Origin of the sequence: Paracoccus sp. pheM1 (genome assembly GCF_018499825.1) — a bacterium.
In the GTDB taxonomy this organism is placed as follows: domain Bacteria; phylum Pseudomonadota; class Alphaproteobacteria; order Rhodobacterales; family Rhodobacteraceae; genus Paracoccus; species Paracoccus versutus.
The window spans coordinates 772,854-789,106 of the sequence record NZ_JAGXCX010000002.1 but is presented as its reverse complement, the minus strand read 5'-3'; the positions used below and the strand labels follow the sequence as shown (position 1 = coordinate 789,106).

The 16,253-nt window shown below is 65.9% G+C and carries 15 protein-coding genes and 1 pseudogene; 10 read left to right on the top strand and 6 right to left on the bottom strand.

All coding sequences use genetic code 11. The annotated features are described in order from the left end of the window. Positions 1–31 precede the first annotated feature (31 nt). Both KF941_RS17985 and KF941_RS17980 read right to left on the bottom strand, forming a co-directional pair. Complete coding sequence (locus tag KF941_RS17985; RefSeq protein ID WP_240540475.1) at positions 32–1,060, bottom strand: LacI family DNA-binding transcriptional regulator; 1,029 nt, start codon at positions 1,058–1,060, stop codon at positions 32–34. A 138-nt stretch (positions 1,061–1,198) separates the two neighbouring features. After that, on the bottom strand, positions 1,199–1,990 hold the full coding sequence (locus KF941_RS17980; RefSeq protein WP_036758260.1) for an SDR family oxidoreductase: 792 nt from the start codon (positions 1,988–1,990) through the stop codon (positions 1,199–1,201). A 122-nt stretch (positions 1,991–2,112) separates the two neighbouring features. Here KF941_RS17980 and KF941_RS17975 point away from each other — a divergent pair, with 122 nt between their 5' ends. Further along, complete coding sequence (locus tag KF941_RS17975; RefSeq protein ID WP_214274106.1) at positions 2,113–3,060, top strand: 2-hydroxyacid dehydrogenase; 948 nt, start codon at positions 2,113–2,115, stop codon at positions 3,058–3,060. 7 nt (positions 3,061–3,067) lie between these two features. Then, positions 3,068–4,099 (top strand): L-idonate 5-dehydrogenase, encoded by a 1,032-nt coding sequence (locus tag KF941_RS17970; RefSeq protein ID WP_036758262.1) that lies wholly within the window; start codon positions 3,068–3,070, stop codon positions 4,097–4,099. A gap of 8 nt (positions 4,100–4,107) precedes the next feature. On the opposite strand, the gene KF941_RS17965 is transcribed toward KF941_RS17970, so the two are convergent. Continuing rightward, complete coding sequence (locus KF941_RS17965; protein ID WP_114537919.1) at positions 4,108–5,040, bottom strand: LysR substrate-binding domain-containing protein; 933 nt, start codon at positions 5,038–5,040, stop codon at positions 4,108–4,110. 242 nt (positions 5,041–5,282) lie between these two features. Between KF941_RS17965 and KF941_RS17960 the strand changes: the two genes are divergently transcribed. The 4 genes from KF941_RS17960 to gndA all read left to right on the top strand — a co-directional run bounded on the left by KF941_RS17960 (position 5,283) and on the right by gndA (position 9,789). Next, positions 5,283–6,269: a TRAP transporter substrate-binding protein gene (locus KF941_RS17960; RefSeq protein ID WP_214274105.1), complete on the top strand. Its 987-nt coding sequence runs from the start codon at positions 5,283–5,285 to the stop codon at positions 6,267–6,269. 1 nt (position 6,270) lies between these two features. Further along, positions 6,271–6,861: a TRAP transporter small permease gene (locus tag KF941_RS17955; protein WP_072463289.1), complete on the top strand. Its 591-nt coding sequence runs from the start codon at positions 6,271–6,273 to the stop codon at positions 6,859–6,861. A gap of 45 nt (positions 6,862–6,906) precedes the next feature. Continuing rightward, positions 6,907–8,211 (top strand): TRAP transporter large permease subunit, encoded by a 1,305-nt coding sequence (locus KF941_RS17950; protein WP_036758267.1) that lies wholly within the window; start codon positions 6,907–6,909, stop codon positions 8,209–8,211. 174 nt (positions 8,212–8,385) lie between these two features. Beyond that, positions 8,386–9,789 carry an NADP-dependent phosphogluconate dehydrogenase gene (gene gndA, locus KF941_RS17945; RefSeq protein WP_214274104.1) on the top strand — a complete coding sequence of 468 codons (1,404 nt, stop codon included), beginning with the start codon at positions 8,386–8,388 and terminating at the stop codon, positions 9,787–9,789. On the opposite strand, the gene KF941_RS17940 is transcribed toward gndA, so the two are convergent. Continuing rightward, entirely contained in the window at positions 9,762–10,160 is a 399-nt protein-coding gene (locus KF941_RS17940; RefSeq protein ID WP_214274103.1) for a hypothetical protein, read from the bottom strand. The genes gndA and KF941_RS17940 overlap by 28 nt on opposite strands. Positions 10,161–10,521: 361 nt before the next feature. Here KF941_RS17940 and KF941_RS17935 point away from each other — a divergent pair, with 361 nt between their 5' ends. After that, positions 10,522–10,695 carry a hypothetical protein gene (locus KF941_RS17935; protein WP_214274102.1) on the top strand — a complete coding sequence of 58 codons (174 nt, stop codon included), beginning with the start codon at positions 10,522–10,524 and terminating at the stop codon, positions 10,693–10,695. Positions 10,696–11,185: 490 nt separating this feature from the next. On the opposite strand, the pseudogene KF941_RS17930 reads toward KF941_RS17935, so the two are convergent. Continuing rightward, a pseudogene (locus tag KF941_RS17930) lies at positions 11,186–11,982 on the bottom strand (DDE-type integrase/transposase/recombinase). A 13-nt stretch (positions 11,983–11,995) separates the two neighbouring features. Between KF941_RS17930 and KF941_RS17925 the strand changes: the two are divergent. Further along, the gene (locus KF941_RS17925) at positions 11,996–12,394 is read left to right on the top strand and encodes an aldehyde dehydrogenase family protein (protein WP_240540474.1); all 399 of its coding nucleotides are present in this window, start codon (positions 11,996–11,998) and stop codon (positions 12,392–12,394) included. Between the two features lie 139 nt (positions 12,395–12,533). On the opposite strand, the gene KF941_RS17920 is transcribed toward KF941_RS17925, so the two are convergent. Beyond that, on the bottom strand, positions 12,534–13,493 hold the full coding sequence (locus KF941_RS17920) for a LysR family transcriptional regulator (protein WP_214274101.1): 960 nt from the start codon (positions 13,491–13,493) through the stop codon (positions 12,534–12,536). Positions 13,494–13,647: 154 nt separating this feature from the next. Between KF941_RS17920 and KF941_RS17915 the strand changes: the two genes are divergently transcribed. Both KF941_RS17915 and KF941_RS17910 read left to right on the top strand, forming a co-directional pair. Next, positions 13,648–14,922 carry an ArgE/DapE family deacylase gene (locus KF941_RS17915; protein ID WP_214274100.1) on the top strand — a complete coding sequence of 425 codons (1,275 nt, stop codon included), beginning with the start codon at positions 13,648–13,650 and terminating at the stop codon, positions 14,920–14,922. Positions 14,923–14,935: 13 nt separating this feature from the next. Further along, positions 14,936–16,228, top strand: coding sequence for an MFS transporter (locus tag KF941_RS17910; RefSeq protein WP_214274099.1), 1,293 nt, complete (start codon positions 14,936–14,938; stop codon positions 16,226–16,228). Positions 16,229–16,253 lie beyond the last annotated feature (25 nt).

Here is a 16,253-nt window from a genome sequence, read left to right as displayed (position 1 = left end):
GACATGTCCTGCGCCTCGCCGGGGCGCAGGGTCAGGCCGAGGATTCCCGCACGATCAGGTCCGTCTGGATCTCGATCCGGGCGGGCGGCGCGTCGGAATCCTGTCGCAGCAGGGCGACGATCAGATCCGCGGCCTTGCCGCCGATGGTGCCGGCATGGACATCGATCGTGGTCAGGCGTGGCACGCTGATCTTGCCGATCTCGTAGTTGCCGAAGCCGGCCACCGCCAGATCGCGGGGGATGCCGATGCCCCGCCTCTGGCATTCCGAGATCACCCCGAAAGCCACTAGGTCCGAGACGCAGACGACCGCCCGTGTCGTCGGATGGTTGTCCAGCAACGTCCCGAGCGCCTGCGCCCCTTCGGCCATTCCGACCGGAGCGGTGCCCGCGGGAACCAGCCGCGTGTCGTCCAGCCCATGGCGGCGCATCGCCTGGACAAAGCCGCGTCGGCGCTGGCCGCCGCGCGGATCGCGCGGCGATTCACCGCCGATGAAGGCGATGTCGCGATAGCCCGAGGCGACCAGGTGATCCACCAGCCGGCCAATGCAAGCGGTGTTGGAAAAGCCCACCACATGCCGGATCGGCTCGGCGGGCAGGTCCCAGATCTCGATCACGGGAATCCGCGTCGCCCGCAGCATTTGCCGCGTCCTGCGGGTATAGTCGCCCACTGTCAGGACGATCGCCTCGGGCTTGCGGCGCAGCAGCTGGCCGATCAGCCTTTCCTCTTCGTGCGGGTCGTATTCGGTATTGGCCAGCAGGATCTGCAAGCCGTTCCGGGACAGCCCGCGCGAGAGCTGCCGCACGGTTTCCGCGAAGTTTGCATTGTTGATCGAGGGCACGGTGACCGCCACGAAGCCGGTCCGGTTTTGCCTGAGGCTGGCGGCGGTTGCGTCGAAGACATAGCCAAGCTCCTCGGCCTTGGCCAGAATCCGTGCCCGTGTCTGCGAGTTGACGCCCTCGTCGCCGCGAAAGGCCCGCGAGACGGTCATCGCGGAAACCCCGACCGCCTTGGCGATATCCGCCATCTTCACGGTTGCGCTGTGAAATCCGTCCCTGCTCATGCCGCCACATGCCCCTGCCGAAAGGGCAGGCTAGACGCTGCGGGATGCGGTCACAACACCCCGCGGCACGGGCTGGCCTGCCGCGGGAATCGCAGCGGGCCTCGCGCCGGCCGCCCGGCACGAGGGGATGATGCGCGCCTAGAGCGAAACACTGATCGCCCCGTCCACATAGAGCGTGTGCCCGTTCACGAAGCTCGAGGCGTCCGAGGACAGGAAGATGCAGGCCCCCACCAGTTCCTCGACCAGGCCCCAGCGCCCGGCGGGCGTGCGCTTTTCCAGCCAGGCCGAGAAGTCGGGGTCCGCGACCAGCGCGGCGTTCAGCGGTGTGTCGAAATATCCCGGCGCGATGGCATTGCATTGCAGCCCGTGGCGGGCCCAGTCCGTGGCCATGCCCTTGGTCAGGTTGCCGACGGCGCCCTTGGTGGCGGTATAGGGGGCGATGCCCGGCCGTGCCAATGCGGTCTGGACCGAGCAGATATTGACGATCTTGCCGCGGCCGCGCCGGATCATGTGCCGCGCCACCGCTTGGCCGACGTGAAAGACCGAGGCGATGTTGGTCTGCAGCAGGGCCTCGAACCTGTCAGCCGGGAAATCTTCGAGCGGCGTGCGATACTGCATGCCGGCATTGTTGACCAGGATGTCGATGGGCCCGGTCGTGGCCTCGAAACCGTCGATCGCGGCGCGGACTTCGTCATGGCGCGTCACGTCGAAGGGCAGGGCCCGGATCTCGGCCTCGGGCAGTTCCGCCTGCAGCGCGGCGCGCGCCTCCTCCAGCCGTTCCGGGTTCCGGGCGTTCAGCACGACCGCGGCGCCGCTTTTCGCCAGCCCCCGCGCCAGCGCATGACCGATGCCCTGCGACGACCCCGTCACCAGCGCACGGCGGCCCGCCAACCCGAACATGCTTTCCACAAATCCATTCGTTCCGGCCATCCCAGATCCTCCGTTTGGGGCTCGACAAATCCGTCCGACTCGTGTTTGTTATCGATAACAATCCGAGTCAAGGGCCCGCTGAAGGGGCGATCGGAAAATCCCGCACCATGATGGAGAAGACGATGAGCAAGCCGGTAGTCCTGCAGATGGGGGCCTATCCAGAATGGGATGAAGTTCCGCTGAACGCGGATTACGACCTGCGTCGTTATTTCGAGGCCGCGGACAAGGATGCCTTCCTTGCCGAATGCGGGGCGCATGTGCGGGCCATCGCCACCAGGGGCGAGCTGGGGGCCAGCCGCAAGGTCATCGAGGCCTGCCCGAATCTCGAGCTGATCTCGGTCTATGGCGTGGGTTTCGACGCGGTCGATCTGCAGGCCTGCCGCGAGCGGGGGATCCGGGTGACGAACACGCCCGACGTGCTGACCGGGGATGTGGCCGATCTGGGCGTGGCGATGATGCTGGCCGTCGCGCGCGGCATCGTCGGCGCCGAAGCCTGGGTGCGGGGCGGCCACTGGGCGGCCAAGGGCAATTATCCGCTGCAGCGCCGCATCTGGGGCAAGAAGGCCGGCATCCTGGGATTGGGCCGGATCGGCTTCGAGATCGCCCAGCGTCTGCGCGGCTTTGGCATGGACATCGCCTATTCCGATGTCGCGGCCAAGGATTATGCCACCGACCTGACCTTCATCGCCGATCCGGTCGAGCTGGCGCGGCATTCCGAGTTCCTGTTCGTCGCGCTGGCGGCTTCGGCGCAGACCCGGCACATCGTCAATCGCGAGGTGATCGAGGCGCTGGGCCCCGAGGGCGTGCTGGTCAATGTCTCGCGCGCCTCCAATATCGACGAGCAGGCGCTCATCGTTGCCCTGCAAGACGGCCGGCTGGGCGCGGCGGCGCTGGATGTTTTCGATAACGAACCCCGGATCGACCCGCGCTTCCTGGACCTGCCGAACGTGCTTTTGCAGCCGCACCAGGCCTCGGGCACCATCGAGACGCGCAAGGCGATGGGCGAGCTGGTCCGCAACAACCTGGCGGCGCATTTCGCCGGCCAGCCCCTGCTTACCCCGGTTATCTGAGGCCACCATGAAAGCGATCGTCATCCACGCCGCCAGGGATCTGCGCATCGAGGAACGCGAGCCCGAGGCGCTTGGCCCCGGACAGGTGCGCATCCGCCTTGCGGCCGGCGGGGTCTGCGGATCGGACCTGCATTACTACAACCACGGCGGCTTCGGGACGGTGCGGCTGCGCGAGCCGATGATCCTTGGCCATGAGGTTTCCGGCCATGTCGTCGAATGCGCGCCGGACGTGGCGGGGCTCGTTCCCGGCGATCTGGTCGCCGTGTCGCCCTCGCGTCCCTGCGGGGATTGCGGCTATTGCCGCGAGGGGCTGCCCAACCATTGCGAGAACATGCGCTTCTACGGCTCGGCCATGCCGTTCCCGCATATCCAGGGCGCGTTCCGGCAGGAACTGGTGGCGGATGCCACGCAATGCGTGCTGGCCAATGGCCTGACGCCGGGCGAGGCGGCGATGGCCGAGCCCCTGGCGGTCACGCTGCACGCCGCGCGCCGGGCCGGGGAATTGCTGGGCAAGCGCGTGCTCGTCACCGGCTGCGGTCCTATCGGCCTGTTGTCGATCCTGTCGGCGCGGCTGGCGGGCGCGGGCGAGATCGTTGCGACGGACCTGTCGGATTTCACGTTGGCGATGGCGCGCCAATGCGGCGCGGATCTGACGGTCAACACCGGCACGGCGCCGGATGGCCTGTCGCCCTTTGCCGTGGGCAAGGGAAGCTTCGATGTCCTGTTCGAATGCACGGGTGTCGCCGCGGCCATCGCGCCGGCCATCGCGGCCATGCGGCCGCGCGGCGTGGTCGTGCAGTTGGGATTGGGCGGCGACATGCCGCTGCCGATGACGGCGCTTACCGCCAAGGAGTTGGACCTGCGCGGCTCCTTCCGGTTCCACCAGGAGTTCGCGACCGGCGTCCAGGCCATGCTGGCGGGCCGGATCGACGTCAAGCCGCTGATCACCCACGAGGTCGCCCTGGACGAGGCCGAGCAGGCGTTCCGGCTGGCCTCGGACCGCGCGACGGCGGTCAAGGCACAGATCCTTTTCGCCTGAGCGGCGCGCTATCCTTGGGCTGAACCGAAGGCCGCCGGGGATTGCGCCATCTCTGTTGCCAGCCGCACCAGATGATCGCGCACCACGGCGGCCGCTTCCGAAAGGGGCAGCTGCGCCGAGACGCAGATCGCCATGGCGACCTTCATGTTGGGGCGCCTGATGCGATAGCTCCGGGCATCCGGGACGCGACGCAGCACGGCCTGCGCCGCCGATGCGGGCAGGATGGTGCAGCCCAGCCCCTCGGCCAGCGCGTTCGACAGATACGAGATCGACTCGGTCTGGGCGACGACCTGCGCGCTGGTCCCGACGCGCGACAGCGTGGTTTCGATCACCTGGCGGACGGTATGGATCGGGCTCGGCAGGATCAGCGGCTGGGACACGGCCTCGGCGAACGAGATCTCGCCATCCTCCGGCTCGGCGATCTGCGTTCCCACGAAATACAGCTCTTCCGTCGAGATCGGCTCGAAGCTGAGGCTGGGGATCTTGCCGGGATCGAAGATCAGCGCGATGTCCATCTTGCCGGTCATGATCTGTTCGCTGATCACGCCGCCGCCGACCGCCTCATTGGCATAGAGCAGGATCCCCGGATGCTTTTCGCGGATGGTCCGCATCAGCTGCGTCGCCACAAGAGAACCAAGGCCCAGCGGCGCGAAGCCGACGCTGACCGCGCCGGTAATTTCTTCCGATGAGGTGGCGATGTCCTGCTCGGCCTGGTTCATCTGCCGGATGATCATCTGGCAATGGCGATACAGGACCTTGCCCGCCTCGGTCGGGATGACGCCGCGTTTCGAGCGCAGCAGCAGCGGCTTGCCGAAATGGGTTTCCAGTGCGGCGATCTGCTGGCTCAGCGCCGGCTGGGCGATGTGCAGGATCGCGGACGCCCGCGTGATGCTGCCGATGTCCACGATCTTCATGAAGGCGTAAAGCCTGCGTATGTCCATGATAATACACCCCTGAAGCGCGATTCTGCCCGGCCGCGCGGCCATTCTATTGGGTCGGCGCGTGGGGCGCACCGATGTATAAGCATTCGCGATCATGTCAGACCGAACTGTTCTTTTCGCAGCGATGGGCCTGTCGCTAGGGTGACAGGTGCAACGGTCACAAAACTGCAAAACTGTCGCGCCGCAGCCGCGAGATCTTGGTCCCGTTCGTCTGCGGTAAGCGCCAACATTGGGAGAGTTCGATGATCCTGAAGTCAATCGCCTGCGGGGCAGCGACCGCGCTGGTCATGGCAAGCGCCGCCATGGGGCAGACCCGGCTCAGCCTGTCCGAAGTGCTGCCGGACGGCAATTTCATGGCGGAAAACACCAAGAGCTTCGCTGAAGCCGTGAAAGAGGCCACCGATGGCGAGGTCGTCATCACCGTCGCCACCTCGGGGTCGCTGGGCTTCAAGGGGCCCGACCAACTCGGTGCGGTTCGCGACGGGCTGGCCGACATGGCGGACATCAACATCAGCCAGCAGGTCGGGATGAATCCGCTGTTCGGCGCCGAAGGCGTGCCCTTCCTGGTGGAGTCGATGGAGGAGTTGAAAGAATACCACGCCTTCCTTCGCCCCGAATTCGAGAAGCTGGCCGAGCAATACAACCAGAAGATCCTCTACATGGTGCCGTCGCCGGCCCAGTATGTCTATCTGAAGACCGAGATCGACGACATCGGCGATTTCCGCGGCATCACGGTGCGCGGCGCCGACAAGAATACCGTCGATATCGTCAGCAGCCTTGGCATGGACGGCATCGCCATGCCCTGGGGCGAGTTGCTGCCGGCGCTGGCCTCGGGCCGTGTCAGTGGCGTCGCGACCTCTGCCACCTCGGGCGTGGACGGCAAGTTCTGGGAATTCCTGAGCCACATCTATCCGACCAACCACACCTGGGGGTCGAACGCGGTGACGATCAACCTGGATTCCTGGGGCAAGCTTTCGCCGGAACAGCAGGCTGCGATCGAGAAGGTCGCCGCCGAGCTTGAGCCGCAATTCTGGGAAAGCTCGCGCGAGAGCGACCAGAAGAGCCTTGAGATCATGACCGGCCACGGCATGCAGGTGGTCGAGCTGTCGGACGAACTGAAGGCCCAGATCGCCGAAAAGGCCAAGCAGGTTCAGGCAGAGTTCTTTGACAGGGTTCCTGCGGCCAAGCCGATTGCCGATGCCTATCTCGCGTCGAAAGGCGGCAACTGAGATGGCCGGAGAGCAGCACCTCGCCCCCGAAGCCGTCGCTGAACGCGGCGCTGTGGCTGCCCTGCAAAGGGCGGCAGACTTCGCCTCACTTGTCGCGGCCTGGCTTGCCGGTCTTTGCGTCGTGGGCCTGACATTGCTCGTGCTGATCGACACCGCGATGGCGCTGATCAGCCGCTATGTCCCGTCCTTTCCGACGGGCACCGGAATCGGCTGGGAGTACAGTGCCTATCTGATGGGCGCGGCCTTCCTGCTCGGCTCGGGCATGACGCTGCGCGCGGGCCTGCAATTGCGGGTGGAGTTGCTGCTCTCGATGGGCAAGGGTCGCTATGCCAGGATGTTCGAGATCTTCGCCGCCATCCTGGGGACCGCCGTCACGCTGCCGCTGGCGATCTGGCTTGCGCAGTTCACGCATCGCACCTGGAGCTATGGCGAGGTTTCCCAGGACAGCTTCACGCCCTTGTGGATTCCGCAACTGGTGCTGACCATCGGCGCGGCCGTCCTGGCCTTCCAGATGGTCGCCCGTCTCGTCACCGCCATCAGCGGAAACGCCGTCGACAAACCCAGCCTCGGTGCCGCGAGCGCCATCGAGTAAGCCACAGCGCCCCTGCGCGCGAAACAAGGAATATCGGGGAGAAACATGGGCGCTATCGTCGCAAGCCTGTTCGGGCTTCTTTTCGGCACATTGGCCATCGGAGCCTGGATCGGAATCGCCTTGCTGGCCACGGCCATCGGCCTGGCAATGCTGTTCACCGGCCTGCCCGTCGACAGGCTGTTTCCGCAATACCTGTTCAACATCCTGACGACGCCCGACCTGGTCGCGTTGCCGCTGTTCATCCTGATGGGTGAGTTCCTGTTCAGGACGCGCCTGTCGGAAACGCTGTTCAGTGGCCTGGCGCCCTGGGCGGGCCTGCTTCCGGGCCGGTTGCTGCATGTCAATGTCGTCGGCTGCTCGATCTTTGCGGCGATTTCGGGATCCTCGGCCGCGACGACGCAGGTCGTCGGCCGCATGACCCTGAAGGAGCTGCTGGCCAGGGGCTATTCGCCCGACCTGGCCATCGGCAGCCTTGCCGGTGCCGGGACGCTGGGCTTCCTGATCCCGCCGTCGACGGTGATGATCATGTATGGCGTGCTGGCCAATGAATCGATCCTGCGGCTTTTCACCGCCGGCTTCATCCCCGGCGTCCTGCTTGCCCTGGTCTTTGCCGTCTACATCATGATCCGCGCCAGCGCCAAGCCTGACCTGGTGCCCGAAAACGAACGGGCGTTGCGCCACATGCCGTTCCGCCAGCGCCTTGCCGCCCTTCGGGATCTCGGGCCGGTCATGTTCCTGATCCTCTGCGTGCTGGGCTCGATGTATGGCGGCCTGGCGACCCCTTCCGAGGCCGCGGCCCTGGGCGTGGTCGGGGCCTTCCTCGTGTCGCTGTCGCAGGGTGCGCTGAGCCTGCGGGCGCTGCGCGACATTCTGCTGGGGACGGTGCAGACCTGTTCGGTCATGGGCATCATCATCCTTGGGGCATCGGTGCTGGGCAACATCACCTCGACCCTTGGCATTCCTGGCGCGGTCGCAAATGTGGTGACGGACTGGAACCTCTCGCCGATGCTGCTGATCGTTGCGCTGATCGTGCTGTATCTGGTGCTGGGGACGGCGCTTGAAGGCTTCTCCATGATCGCGACCACCCTGCCGGTGGTGCTGCCCTTGGTCGAGGCCGCGGGCTTCGACAAGATCTGGTTCGGCATCTTCATGGTCCTGGTGGTCGAGATGGCGCAGATCACGCCGCCGGTGGCGTTCAACTTTGCCGTCATCCAGAACATCACCGCCCGAAGCACGGCCTATATCGCACGCGTCACCTTCCCCTTCCTGCTGATCATGATCGGCTTTGCGATCATGCTGGCCGTGTTCCCTGGGATCGTCACCTTCCTGCCCAACCTGCTGCTGGGCTGAACCCGCTAAGGCGTGGCGCCCAGGTCTTCTTGCCGGGGGCGCCATGCAGGTCGGCTTTGACTGCCTGTTCCGTTGGCGCTATCAGAGGCTCCATGCCACGGCCTAACGCGCAGCTGCATTTCGATCATCAATCGGCGTCCCTCGGGGATGCGCTGTCCAGAGCAAAGAAGAATAATGAAAACTGAAACTTCGATCGGCCTTATCGGCCTTGGGACGATGGGGGCGGCGCTGGCGCTGAACATCGCCGAGAAGGGCTTTCCCATCGCGGTCTGGAACCGCACTACCGAAGTGACCCGCCGCTTCCACGCCGAGGCCGGCGCGCTGGCGGATCGCGTGATCCCGACCGAGAGCCTGGCCGACCTGGTCGCCGCCATTGCCCCGCCGCGCGCCATCATCCTGATGGTCCCCGCCGGTCCGGCCGTCGACGACCAGATCGCGGCGCTGGCGCCGCTGCTCGGCCCCGATGACCTGGTCATCGACGCCGGCAACGCCAATTTCCACGACACCAACCGCCGCGCGGCGTCCGGCCTGCCGATGCGCTTCCTGGGCATGGGCGTCTCGGGCGGCGAAGAGGGCGCGCGCCACGGCCCCGCCATCATGGGCGGCGGCGCGCGGGCCGACTGGGACCGCGTCGCAGGGGTCATGCAGGCCATCGCCGCCCAGGCCGAGGACGGCACCCCCTGCGCCACCTGGATGGGCGAGGCCGGTGCCGGGCATTTCGTCAAGACCGTACATAACGGCATCGAATATGCCGACATGCAGATGATCGCCGAGGTTTATGGCGTGATGCGCGACGGGCTCGGCCTGTCCGCCGCCGCCATCGGCGAGACCTTCGCCGGCTGGAACGAAGGCGTGCTGAAATCCTATCTGGTCGAGATCTCGGCCGCGGTGGCCCATGCCGCCGATCCGCTGACCGGCCAGCCGATGCTGGACGTGATCCTGGACGCCGCCGGGCAGAAGGGCACCGGCCGCTGGACCGCGATCGAGGCGCAGCACCTGGCGGCGCCGATCCCGGTGATCGAGGCGGCAGTGATGGCGCGCAACGTCTCGGCCCGCATCGACGAGCGCAAGGCGGGCGAGGCGCGTTTCGCTGCCGCCCCGCAGGCGCTGGACCTGGCGCGCGACCAGCTGGAACAGGCGCTGATCGCCGGCAAGATCCTGTGCTATGCGCAGGGTTTCGCGATGATCGAGGCCGCCGGCCGCGCCTTCGGCTGGCAGCTCGACCTGCCGGGGATCGCGCGGGTCTGGCGTGCGGGCTGCATCATCCGCTCGGCGATGCTGAACGACATGGCGACGGCGCTGGCCGAGGATCCGTCGCGCAACCTGGTGCTGGCGCCGTTCTTCGCCGGGAAGCTCGAGACCGCGATGCCGGCGCTGCGCGCGGTGGTGGCGCAGGGCGTGCTGCACGGCCATGCCTTGCCGGCGCTGGCCTCGGGGCTTGGCTGGTTCGACATGATGCGCACCGGCCGCGGCACGGCGAACATGATCCAGGCGCAGCGCGACATTTTCGGCGCGCATGGCTTCGACCGGCTGGACGGGCAGGACAGCCATCACGGACCCTGGGGCGGGAAGAGCTGAGGGGCAAAATATCCCTGGCAGTTCGATGTCCGGCCTTTGTCGGTCTTGTTCGACATCGCGAACCTCAGCGCCTCGGTCCTCGGCCCCGCCTCGTCGACCGGGGTGGAAATCGGCATCGCCCCCGTGTCGCTCAGCACTTGGCGCGCCGTCGCATGCCAGGGGCTCTCGATCGCGAAGGCATCGCCCGGATCGAGGATCAGCCGTGCGCAAAGATCCAGTCCCTGCTGCGGGCCGTGGGCGATGACGATCTGGCCGGGCTCACAGACCAGTGCGCCCGCCAGAGATGGCCCTGCAGCGCGGTGCGCAGCCGCGGCGTGCCGCGGGCCGGCATGGCTCAGGCGCTCGGGCTGCCGGGGCAGGGGAGTGGACATGGCGCGCTTCCAGGGGGAGCGTGGGAAAACCGTCGGCGGCCATGTCGCCATAGCGGACATCGGCCAGCAGCCTGCTTCCGGCATGGCGGGCGGAACCGGCGGATGCGCTCGCTCCAGGCCGACAGCCGGACCGGCGGGGCCTTTGCGCATCGGCGCCAGGTGACGGCGACGGCGCAATGCGCCGGCGAATGCCTGCGCCTGGTCATCTCCACTCCTATGGCAACGGGCAGGATTGCCCTGGGCGCCCTGGTGATGGAGGCCGGGACCGTCCTGTCGATGGTCTGGGCGGCGGGCAATCACGACCCGCTGGCGTTTCCGGCGCCGGAACGGTTCGACCCCGACCGCCAGGGCGCGCGCGCTGATGTTCGGCCTGGGGCAGCCTGCCTGCCTGGGCCATGCGATCATCCGGGCGACCTTGGTGCAGCTGCTCGATGTCCTGGAGGCATTCGCCCCCGAGGCCGGCACCCCGCCAGCACGCTGGTCGCCGTTTACGCAGGACTCTCTGCTCGCCCTCGGCATCCGTTTCGAGGGCTGATCGCCGCGGGCGGATCGGTCCATGAATGCCGCAGCCCACTCATGGCCCTTTCCTGGGGCGATGCAGATCGCGCATCGTTTGCACCGGGTTGCACCTTGCCCGAGTTCACGACTTTCGCTGCGGGGGCTGCGGCCGATGCTGCGATTGGCAGCCCGCATCGGCCGTGCCTCTGCTCGCGAGGAATAGCCTACGAATTTTGGAGGTCGACTTGGATCTAGAGGCCCTGGATTAGGGGCAACTTTGCTTGGCGGCGGCGAAATTCCGGGATTTGGGGGGGTGGATTGGCGCGTGGAGAGCGGGGTTTTCCGAGTGGACCGTAAAGTTGTGGCCGATGCAATCGGTCATTCGTCTCTCGTGAGCGGAATACCTGTTATGCCGGCGTTTGGCGCCGCCACTCTGGAAAACCCGGCAGACGCCCCTGCCAAGATATCTCGAGCCATCATCGGTATAGTGAACCGCACGGTGCTTTCTGGAGGCCGATTTTGGTGAGTTACGCGGCTATGGGATCAGTGTCCAGAACCGCGTAGAAGTTGGCCTCGGCTTCGGCGGACGGGATGTTCCTGATCGGTTCGAGCAGGTGAACGCCATGGGTTCGCGAGAACCTGCGAGGGGGTGTTGAACCAGTCGACCCATTCCAGCGTGGCGCACTCGACGGCCTCGAAGCTGCGTCCCAGCCCGCGGCGGCGGATGACCTCGGCTTTGAGCAGACCATTGATCGTCTCGGCCAAGGGGTCGTCGCAGCTGTCTCCGACGTTCCCCACCGAAGGCTCTATACCCGCTTCTGCCAGCTGCTCGCTGTAGCGAACGGACAGATATTGCGAGCCGTTGTCGCTATGGTGAACCCGCCGATGCCCTTGGGCGGGCGCCGATCATGCACGGTCTGTTCCAGGGCATCGAGCACGAAACCCGCATGAGCTGAAGTGCTGGCGCGCCAGCCGACGAGCGTCCGGGCGGAGGCAGCGATCACGAAGGGTGAGGGCCAGCCCTCGAACCGATCGCGAGGCCCTCACCCTTACGAAAGACCTCCTTCGCCTGGCGCAACTCGCGGTTCTCTCGCTCCAGCGCCTGCATCCTCTGGGCCATCTCGGTCGGGATCCCTGCGCGCTTGCCGCTGTCGACCTCGGCCTTCTGGACCCAACCCTTCGGCATCTGCGCTCCGCAGCCGATCTTCGCCGAGATCGACAGGACCCACGGCAAACGAAAGACGTGCTGATCCCCATTGTCGAGAACCAATCGCACCGCCTGCGCACGCATTTCGCGGGAAAACCTGATCGTCATCTGGCTCATGATGCTCCATCCTATGCAAAAGATGGAGCTGCCGGAAAAACCAGAGAGGGGTCAGTTCATCTCCCTCCTGAAATCGGCACAGAACGCGCGAAACAGCTCGGGCTCCACAGGTGCTTTCCTAGCTCGTTCTGGGCTGAGGCCTCCAGCGCGTCGCGGCGGATGTTCAACTGCCGCTTCCATCTGGCGCTTCGAGGCCGAGGACGAGGCGGTGGCCAATGCCAGAAAATGCAGGTTGGCGGGCTATTTCTATGCCCGCCACCCCTCCCACGTCTGGCGGGTGGTCGGGATGCTGGAGATCGGCATGGTCAGGGTGAACGCCAGCTTGATCTCGTCTGAGGTGATGCCCTTTGGCGGCGTCAAACAGTCCTGCCTTGGCCGCGAGGGCAGCACCATGGCATCGAGAATTGCCTGAATATCAGTATATGCGCATCCTGGTCTAGATGCGGCCGTCACCTCAGCGGAAGCCGGCGCGGGTCCGACAAGCGCCGGGTCCAACCGCACGATATCAGCCTGGCGGGGACAGCGCCGGTCTGCCGGTTTTGCGTTGGGCCTCAGAATAGAAGATCCTTCTTGTGACCGGGATTGCGGACGGCGAAACCGTCGGTGCCGATCTCGGCAAGGTATTTCCTGAAGGTCGCGATGAAGGATTGCAGGAAATAGGGTTTCTCGGCCCCATAGGTATCGGCGACAACGAGCTTGGCAAAAGGCAGGTCGTCGACGATGGGCTTCCTGACGATGGCGCCCTGCTCGGCATAAATCGGGGTCAAGGGCCGCAAGTTCAGGATCGAAAGGCCGAACCCCTCTGATATTGCCGCCAGCGCGGCACCATAGGTCCGGGCGCGAAAGCTGATCTGCGGCGCCTCGGCAATCAGGCGGAAGATGGCCAGCAATTGCGGTGCGATCTCGGGCTGGTCCAGCAACACGAAGGGACGCCGGGCGATGTCCTCGATCCGGATTGCCTCTTGCCGGGCAAGCGGATCGTCGGGGTGCATGGCGACATGCGGCGGCACCAGGCAGATCGGCGTCCGGTCGAAGGGGGCGATGATGTCGCCCTCGTAGAGCACGGCGAACTCGATCTCGCCGGCGGAAAGCCAGTCGCGCAATTCGCTCTGGTCGCTCTCTCTCACCACGATCTCGACATCCGCTTCGTTCGCCGTGAAGCGGCGCAGCACGCTGGGCAGAAGCAGCGTCCCCAGCGGCTCGAAACAGCCGATCCGCAGCGGATCAGGAATGCGCGCCGAGATGTCGCTGGTGGCGCGCGCGAATTCGGTCTCCGCTGCCAGCAGCCGTGCGGCGGCAGTGACGAACCGGCTGCCGGCCGGGGTGATGCGGATGCCCTTGGCTGGGAAGCGGTTGAAGATGCGGGTGCCCGCCTCGTGCTCGGCCGCGTCGATGGCCGCCAGGATGGATGAGGTCGAGATCCCCAACGCCCGCGAGGCCGCAAGGACATTCTGCAACCGCGCCACTTCGCAGACATAGCGCAACTGCCTGAGCGTCAGCCGGGACCGCATGCATCCTCCTTGTTTCATGAAATGAAAGAATAGAACGAAATTAATGTATTTTCCAGATTATCCGGCGACGCCTATTCCGTTGCTCAGACCCCGCGCCGTTCCCGACGAGATCCAGCACGCGGCGCAGACGATGCAGATCACGGGAGGAGAAGGAATGCTCACGTCGTCAGAACTCGACCAGGCCATCGCGGCCAGTTGGGACCGACAGCTCGACTGGCTGAAGACCTTGGTCGGCTTTCCCAGCCAGCGCGGCCTGGAAGGCCCCTGCCAGGACTGGATCGCCGCCGCGTTCCGCACCCGTGGCTGGAGTGTCGACCGCTATGTGCTTTCCGATGTGGACATGGAGCACCTGCCGGGCCATTCGCCGGTGCGCGACACCGATTATGGCCAGGCGGTGCAGGTGGTCGCCGCGATCCGGGCGCCACAGCCGGTTGGCCGCAGCCTGATCCTGCAGGGCCATGTGGACGTGGTGCCGACCGGACCGGAGGCCATGTGGTCCGCGCCGCCCTATGACGCGACGGTCGTCGAGGGCAAGCTGTTCGGGCGCGGGGCTTGCGACATGAAGGCCGGGGTTTGCGCCATGGTCTTCGCGCTCGATGCCCTGCGGCATGCCGGCTATCTGCCGGGCAGCGACGTCTATGTGCAAAGTGTGACCGAAGAGGAATCCACCGGCAACGGCGCGCTTTCGACGCTGGCGCGCGGTTATCGTGCCGATGCCTGCCTGATCCCGGAACCCACCGGGCATTGCATCGGGCGTGGGCAGATCGGCGTGATGTGGTTCCGCCTTTCGGTGCGGGGCAAGCCGGCGCATGTCGCCGAAAGCGAACAGGGCACCAACGCCATTCTCTCGACCTATCGACTGATAGAGGCGCTGCAGGCCTTCACCCGCGACCTGAACGAACGGGTCAAGACGCACCCCCGGTTCTCCGGGCTGACCGCGCCGATCAAGTTCAACGCAGGCAAGATCCGCGGCGGCGACTGGGCGAGCTCGACCCCGGCCTGGTGCGAGCTGGACTGCCGCATCGCGGTCCTGCCGGGCATGTCGCTGGAGGCATTCCGCCAGGAGCTTGCCGATGTGGTCATGCGGGCGGCAGGGGCCGATCCGTTCCTCGCGCCGAACCCGCCCGAGATCATCTGGCACGGTTTTCAGGCGGAGGATTACGTGTTGGAACCCGGCAGCGCCTTCGAGGCGACGATGCGCGAGGCCCACAGGACGGCGACCGGCGCCGAGGCGCGGGAATGGCTGTTCACCGGGGTCACCGACAGCCGCTTCTATGGTCGTTATTACGACATCCCCAGCCTCTGCTACGGCCCCGCCGGCGGGCAGATGCATGGTTTCGACGAATATGTCGAGCTGGAGAGCGTCAGGCACACCACCCGGGTGATCGCCGACTTCATCCAGCGCTGGTGTGGTCTGCGCAGGGCCTGAGGAGGAGACGACAATGCAAGACAGGAAATCCCAATCCCGGCGGGCCGCCTTGGGCTCTTTCGTCGGCACCACTATCGAGTGGTATGACTTCTACATCTACGGCTTCGCCGCCGCGCTGGTGTTCGGGCCGTTGTTCTTTACCGGATCGTCGCCCTATATCGGCACGCTCGCGGCCTTCGGCACCTTTGCGGTCGGCTTCTTTGCCCGTCCGCTGGGCGGGCTGATCTTTGGCCATCTGGGTGACCGGATGGGGCGCAAGAACATCCTTGTGGTGACGCTGGTCATGATGGGCATCGCCACCGCCCTGATCGGCATGCTGCCGACCCATGCGACGATCGGCGTCTGGGCGCCGATCCTGCTGGTGGTGCTTCGCATCTTCCAGGGCATTGCGGTCGGCGGCGAATGGGGCGGCGCGGTGCTGCTGGCGGCGGAACATGCGCCCAAGGGACGGCAGACCTTTTTCGCCTCATTCGCGCAGTTGGGCAGTCCGGCCGGTCTGGTGCTGGCGCTGCTGGCCTTTCGCATCGCCGGGCTGGTCGATCAGGAGGTGTTCCTGAACTGGGGCTGGCGCGTGCCGTTCCTGGTCAGCATCGTGTTGCTGGGCGTCGGCCTGGTCATCCGCCTCAACATCGAGGAGACCCCGGAATTCGAGAAGGTCCGGCAGACCGGGAAACCGGCCAAATTGCCGGCGGTCGAGGTGTTCCGCGACTGGCGCGGTGCCATCTTCCTGGCGATGGGTGCGAATACTTTCGGCATCGCGGCGGTCTATTTCTACAATACCTTCCTGGTCGCCTATGCCACGCAATATGCCGGCCTTCCGCGCGCCACGATCCTGAACGCGCTGTTCTGGACTGCGGTGGCGCAGCTTCTGTGCCAGCCGATCGGCGCCCGCATCGCCGAGAGGATGGGCAATGAGCGCCTGTTCTTGCAAGTCTGCCTGGGCATCTCGGTCCTGACGCCCTATCCGGTGTTCATGGTGGTTGAAACCGGCAATTACGCGCTGATCCAGGTCGGGCTGATCGTCAACATCATCTTCGGCGCCTTCGCTTATGCGGTGATCGCCGGCTATATCTCGCAGATATTCCCGGCTCGCGTTCGCTACAGCGCGATTTCCATCGGCTACCAGTTCTGCGGTGCCATCGCCGGAGGGCTGACGCCGGTGCTGGGAACCATCCTGGCCGAGAAGTTCAGCGGAGAATGGTGGCCGCTCGCCGTCTTTGCCAGCACCCTGGCGGGCATTTCGCTGGTCAGCGTATCGCTGCTGGGCCGCTATCGCCAGGCCAATGCAGAGGCCGTGCCGGCCTAGAAGGGCGGCTGGGGCCGGCGCCGTC

Coding starts and splice junctions, on each gene's coding strand:
- KF941_RS17985 (WP_240540475.1), bottom strand. CDS start 1,060: ATGAGCAGGGACGGATTTCACAGCGCAACCGTGAAGATGGCGGATATC.
- KF941_RS17980 (WP_036758260.1), bottom strand. CDS start 1,990: ATGGCCGGAACGAATGGATTTGTGGAAAGCATGTTCGGGTTGGCGGGC.
- KF941_RS17975 (WP_214274106.1), top strand. CDS start 2,113: ATGAGCAAGCCGGTAGTCCTGCAGATGGGGGCCTATCCAGAATGGGAT.
- KF941_RS17970 (WP_036758262.1), top strand. CDS start 3,068: ATGAAAGCGATCGTCATCCACGCCGCCAGGGATCTGCGCATCGAGGAA.
- KF941_RS17965 (WP_114537919.1), bottom strand. CDS start 5,040: ATGGACATACGCAGGCTTTACGCCTTCATGAAGATCGTGGACATCGGC.
- KF941_RS17960 (WP_214274105.1), top strand. CDS start 5,283: ATGATCCTGAAGTCAATCGCCTGCGGGGCAGCGACCGCGCTGGTCATG.
- KF941_RS17955 (WP_072463289.1), top strand. CDS start 6,271: ATGGCCGGAGAGCAGCACCTCGCCCCCGAAGCCGTCGCTGAACGCGGC.
- KF941_RS17950 (WP_036758267.1), top strand. CDS start 6,907: ATGGGCGCTATCGTCGCAAGCCTGTTCGGGCTTCTTTTCGGCACATTG.
- gndA (WP_214274104.1), top strand. CDS start 8,386: ATGAAAACTGAAACTTCGATCGGCCTTATCGGCCTTGGGACGATGGGG.
- KF941_RS17940 (WP_214274103.1), bottom strand. CDS start 10,160: ATGTCCACTCCCCTGCCCCGGCAGCCCGAGCGCCTGAGCCATGCCGGC.
- KF941_RS17935 (WP_214274102.1), top strand. CDS start 10,522: ATGTTCGGCCTGGGGCAGCCTGCCTGCCTGGGCCATGCGATCATCCGG.
- KF941_RS17925 (WP_240540474.1), top strand. CDS start 11,996: ATGCAAAAGATGGAGCTGCCGGAAAAACCAGAGAGGGGTCAGTTCATC.
- KF941_RS17920 (WP_214274101.1), bottom strand. CDS start 13,493: ATGCGGTCCCGGCTGACGCTCAGGCAGTTGCGCTATGTCTGCGAAGTG.
- KF941_RS17915 (WP_214274100.1), top strand. CDS start 13,648: ATGCTCACGTCGTCAGAACTCGACCAGGCCATCGCGGCCAGTTGGGAC.
- KF941_RS17910 (WP_214274099.1), top strand. CDS start 14,936: ATGCAAGACAGGAAATCCCAATCCCGGCGGGCCGCCTTGGGCTCTTTC.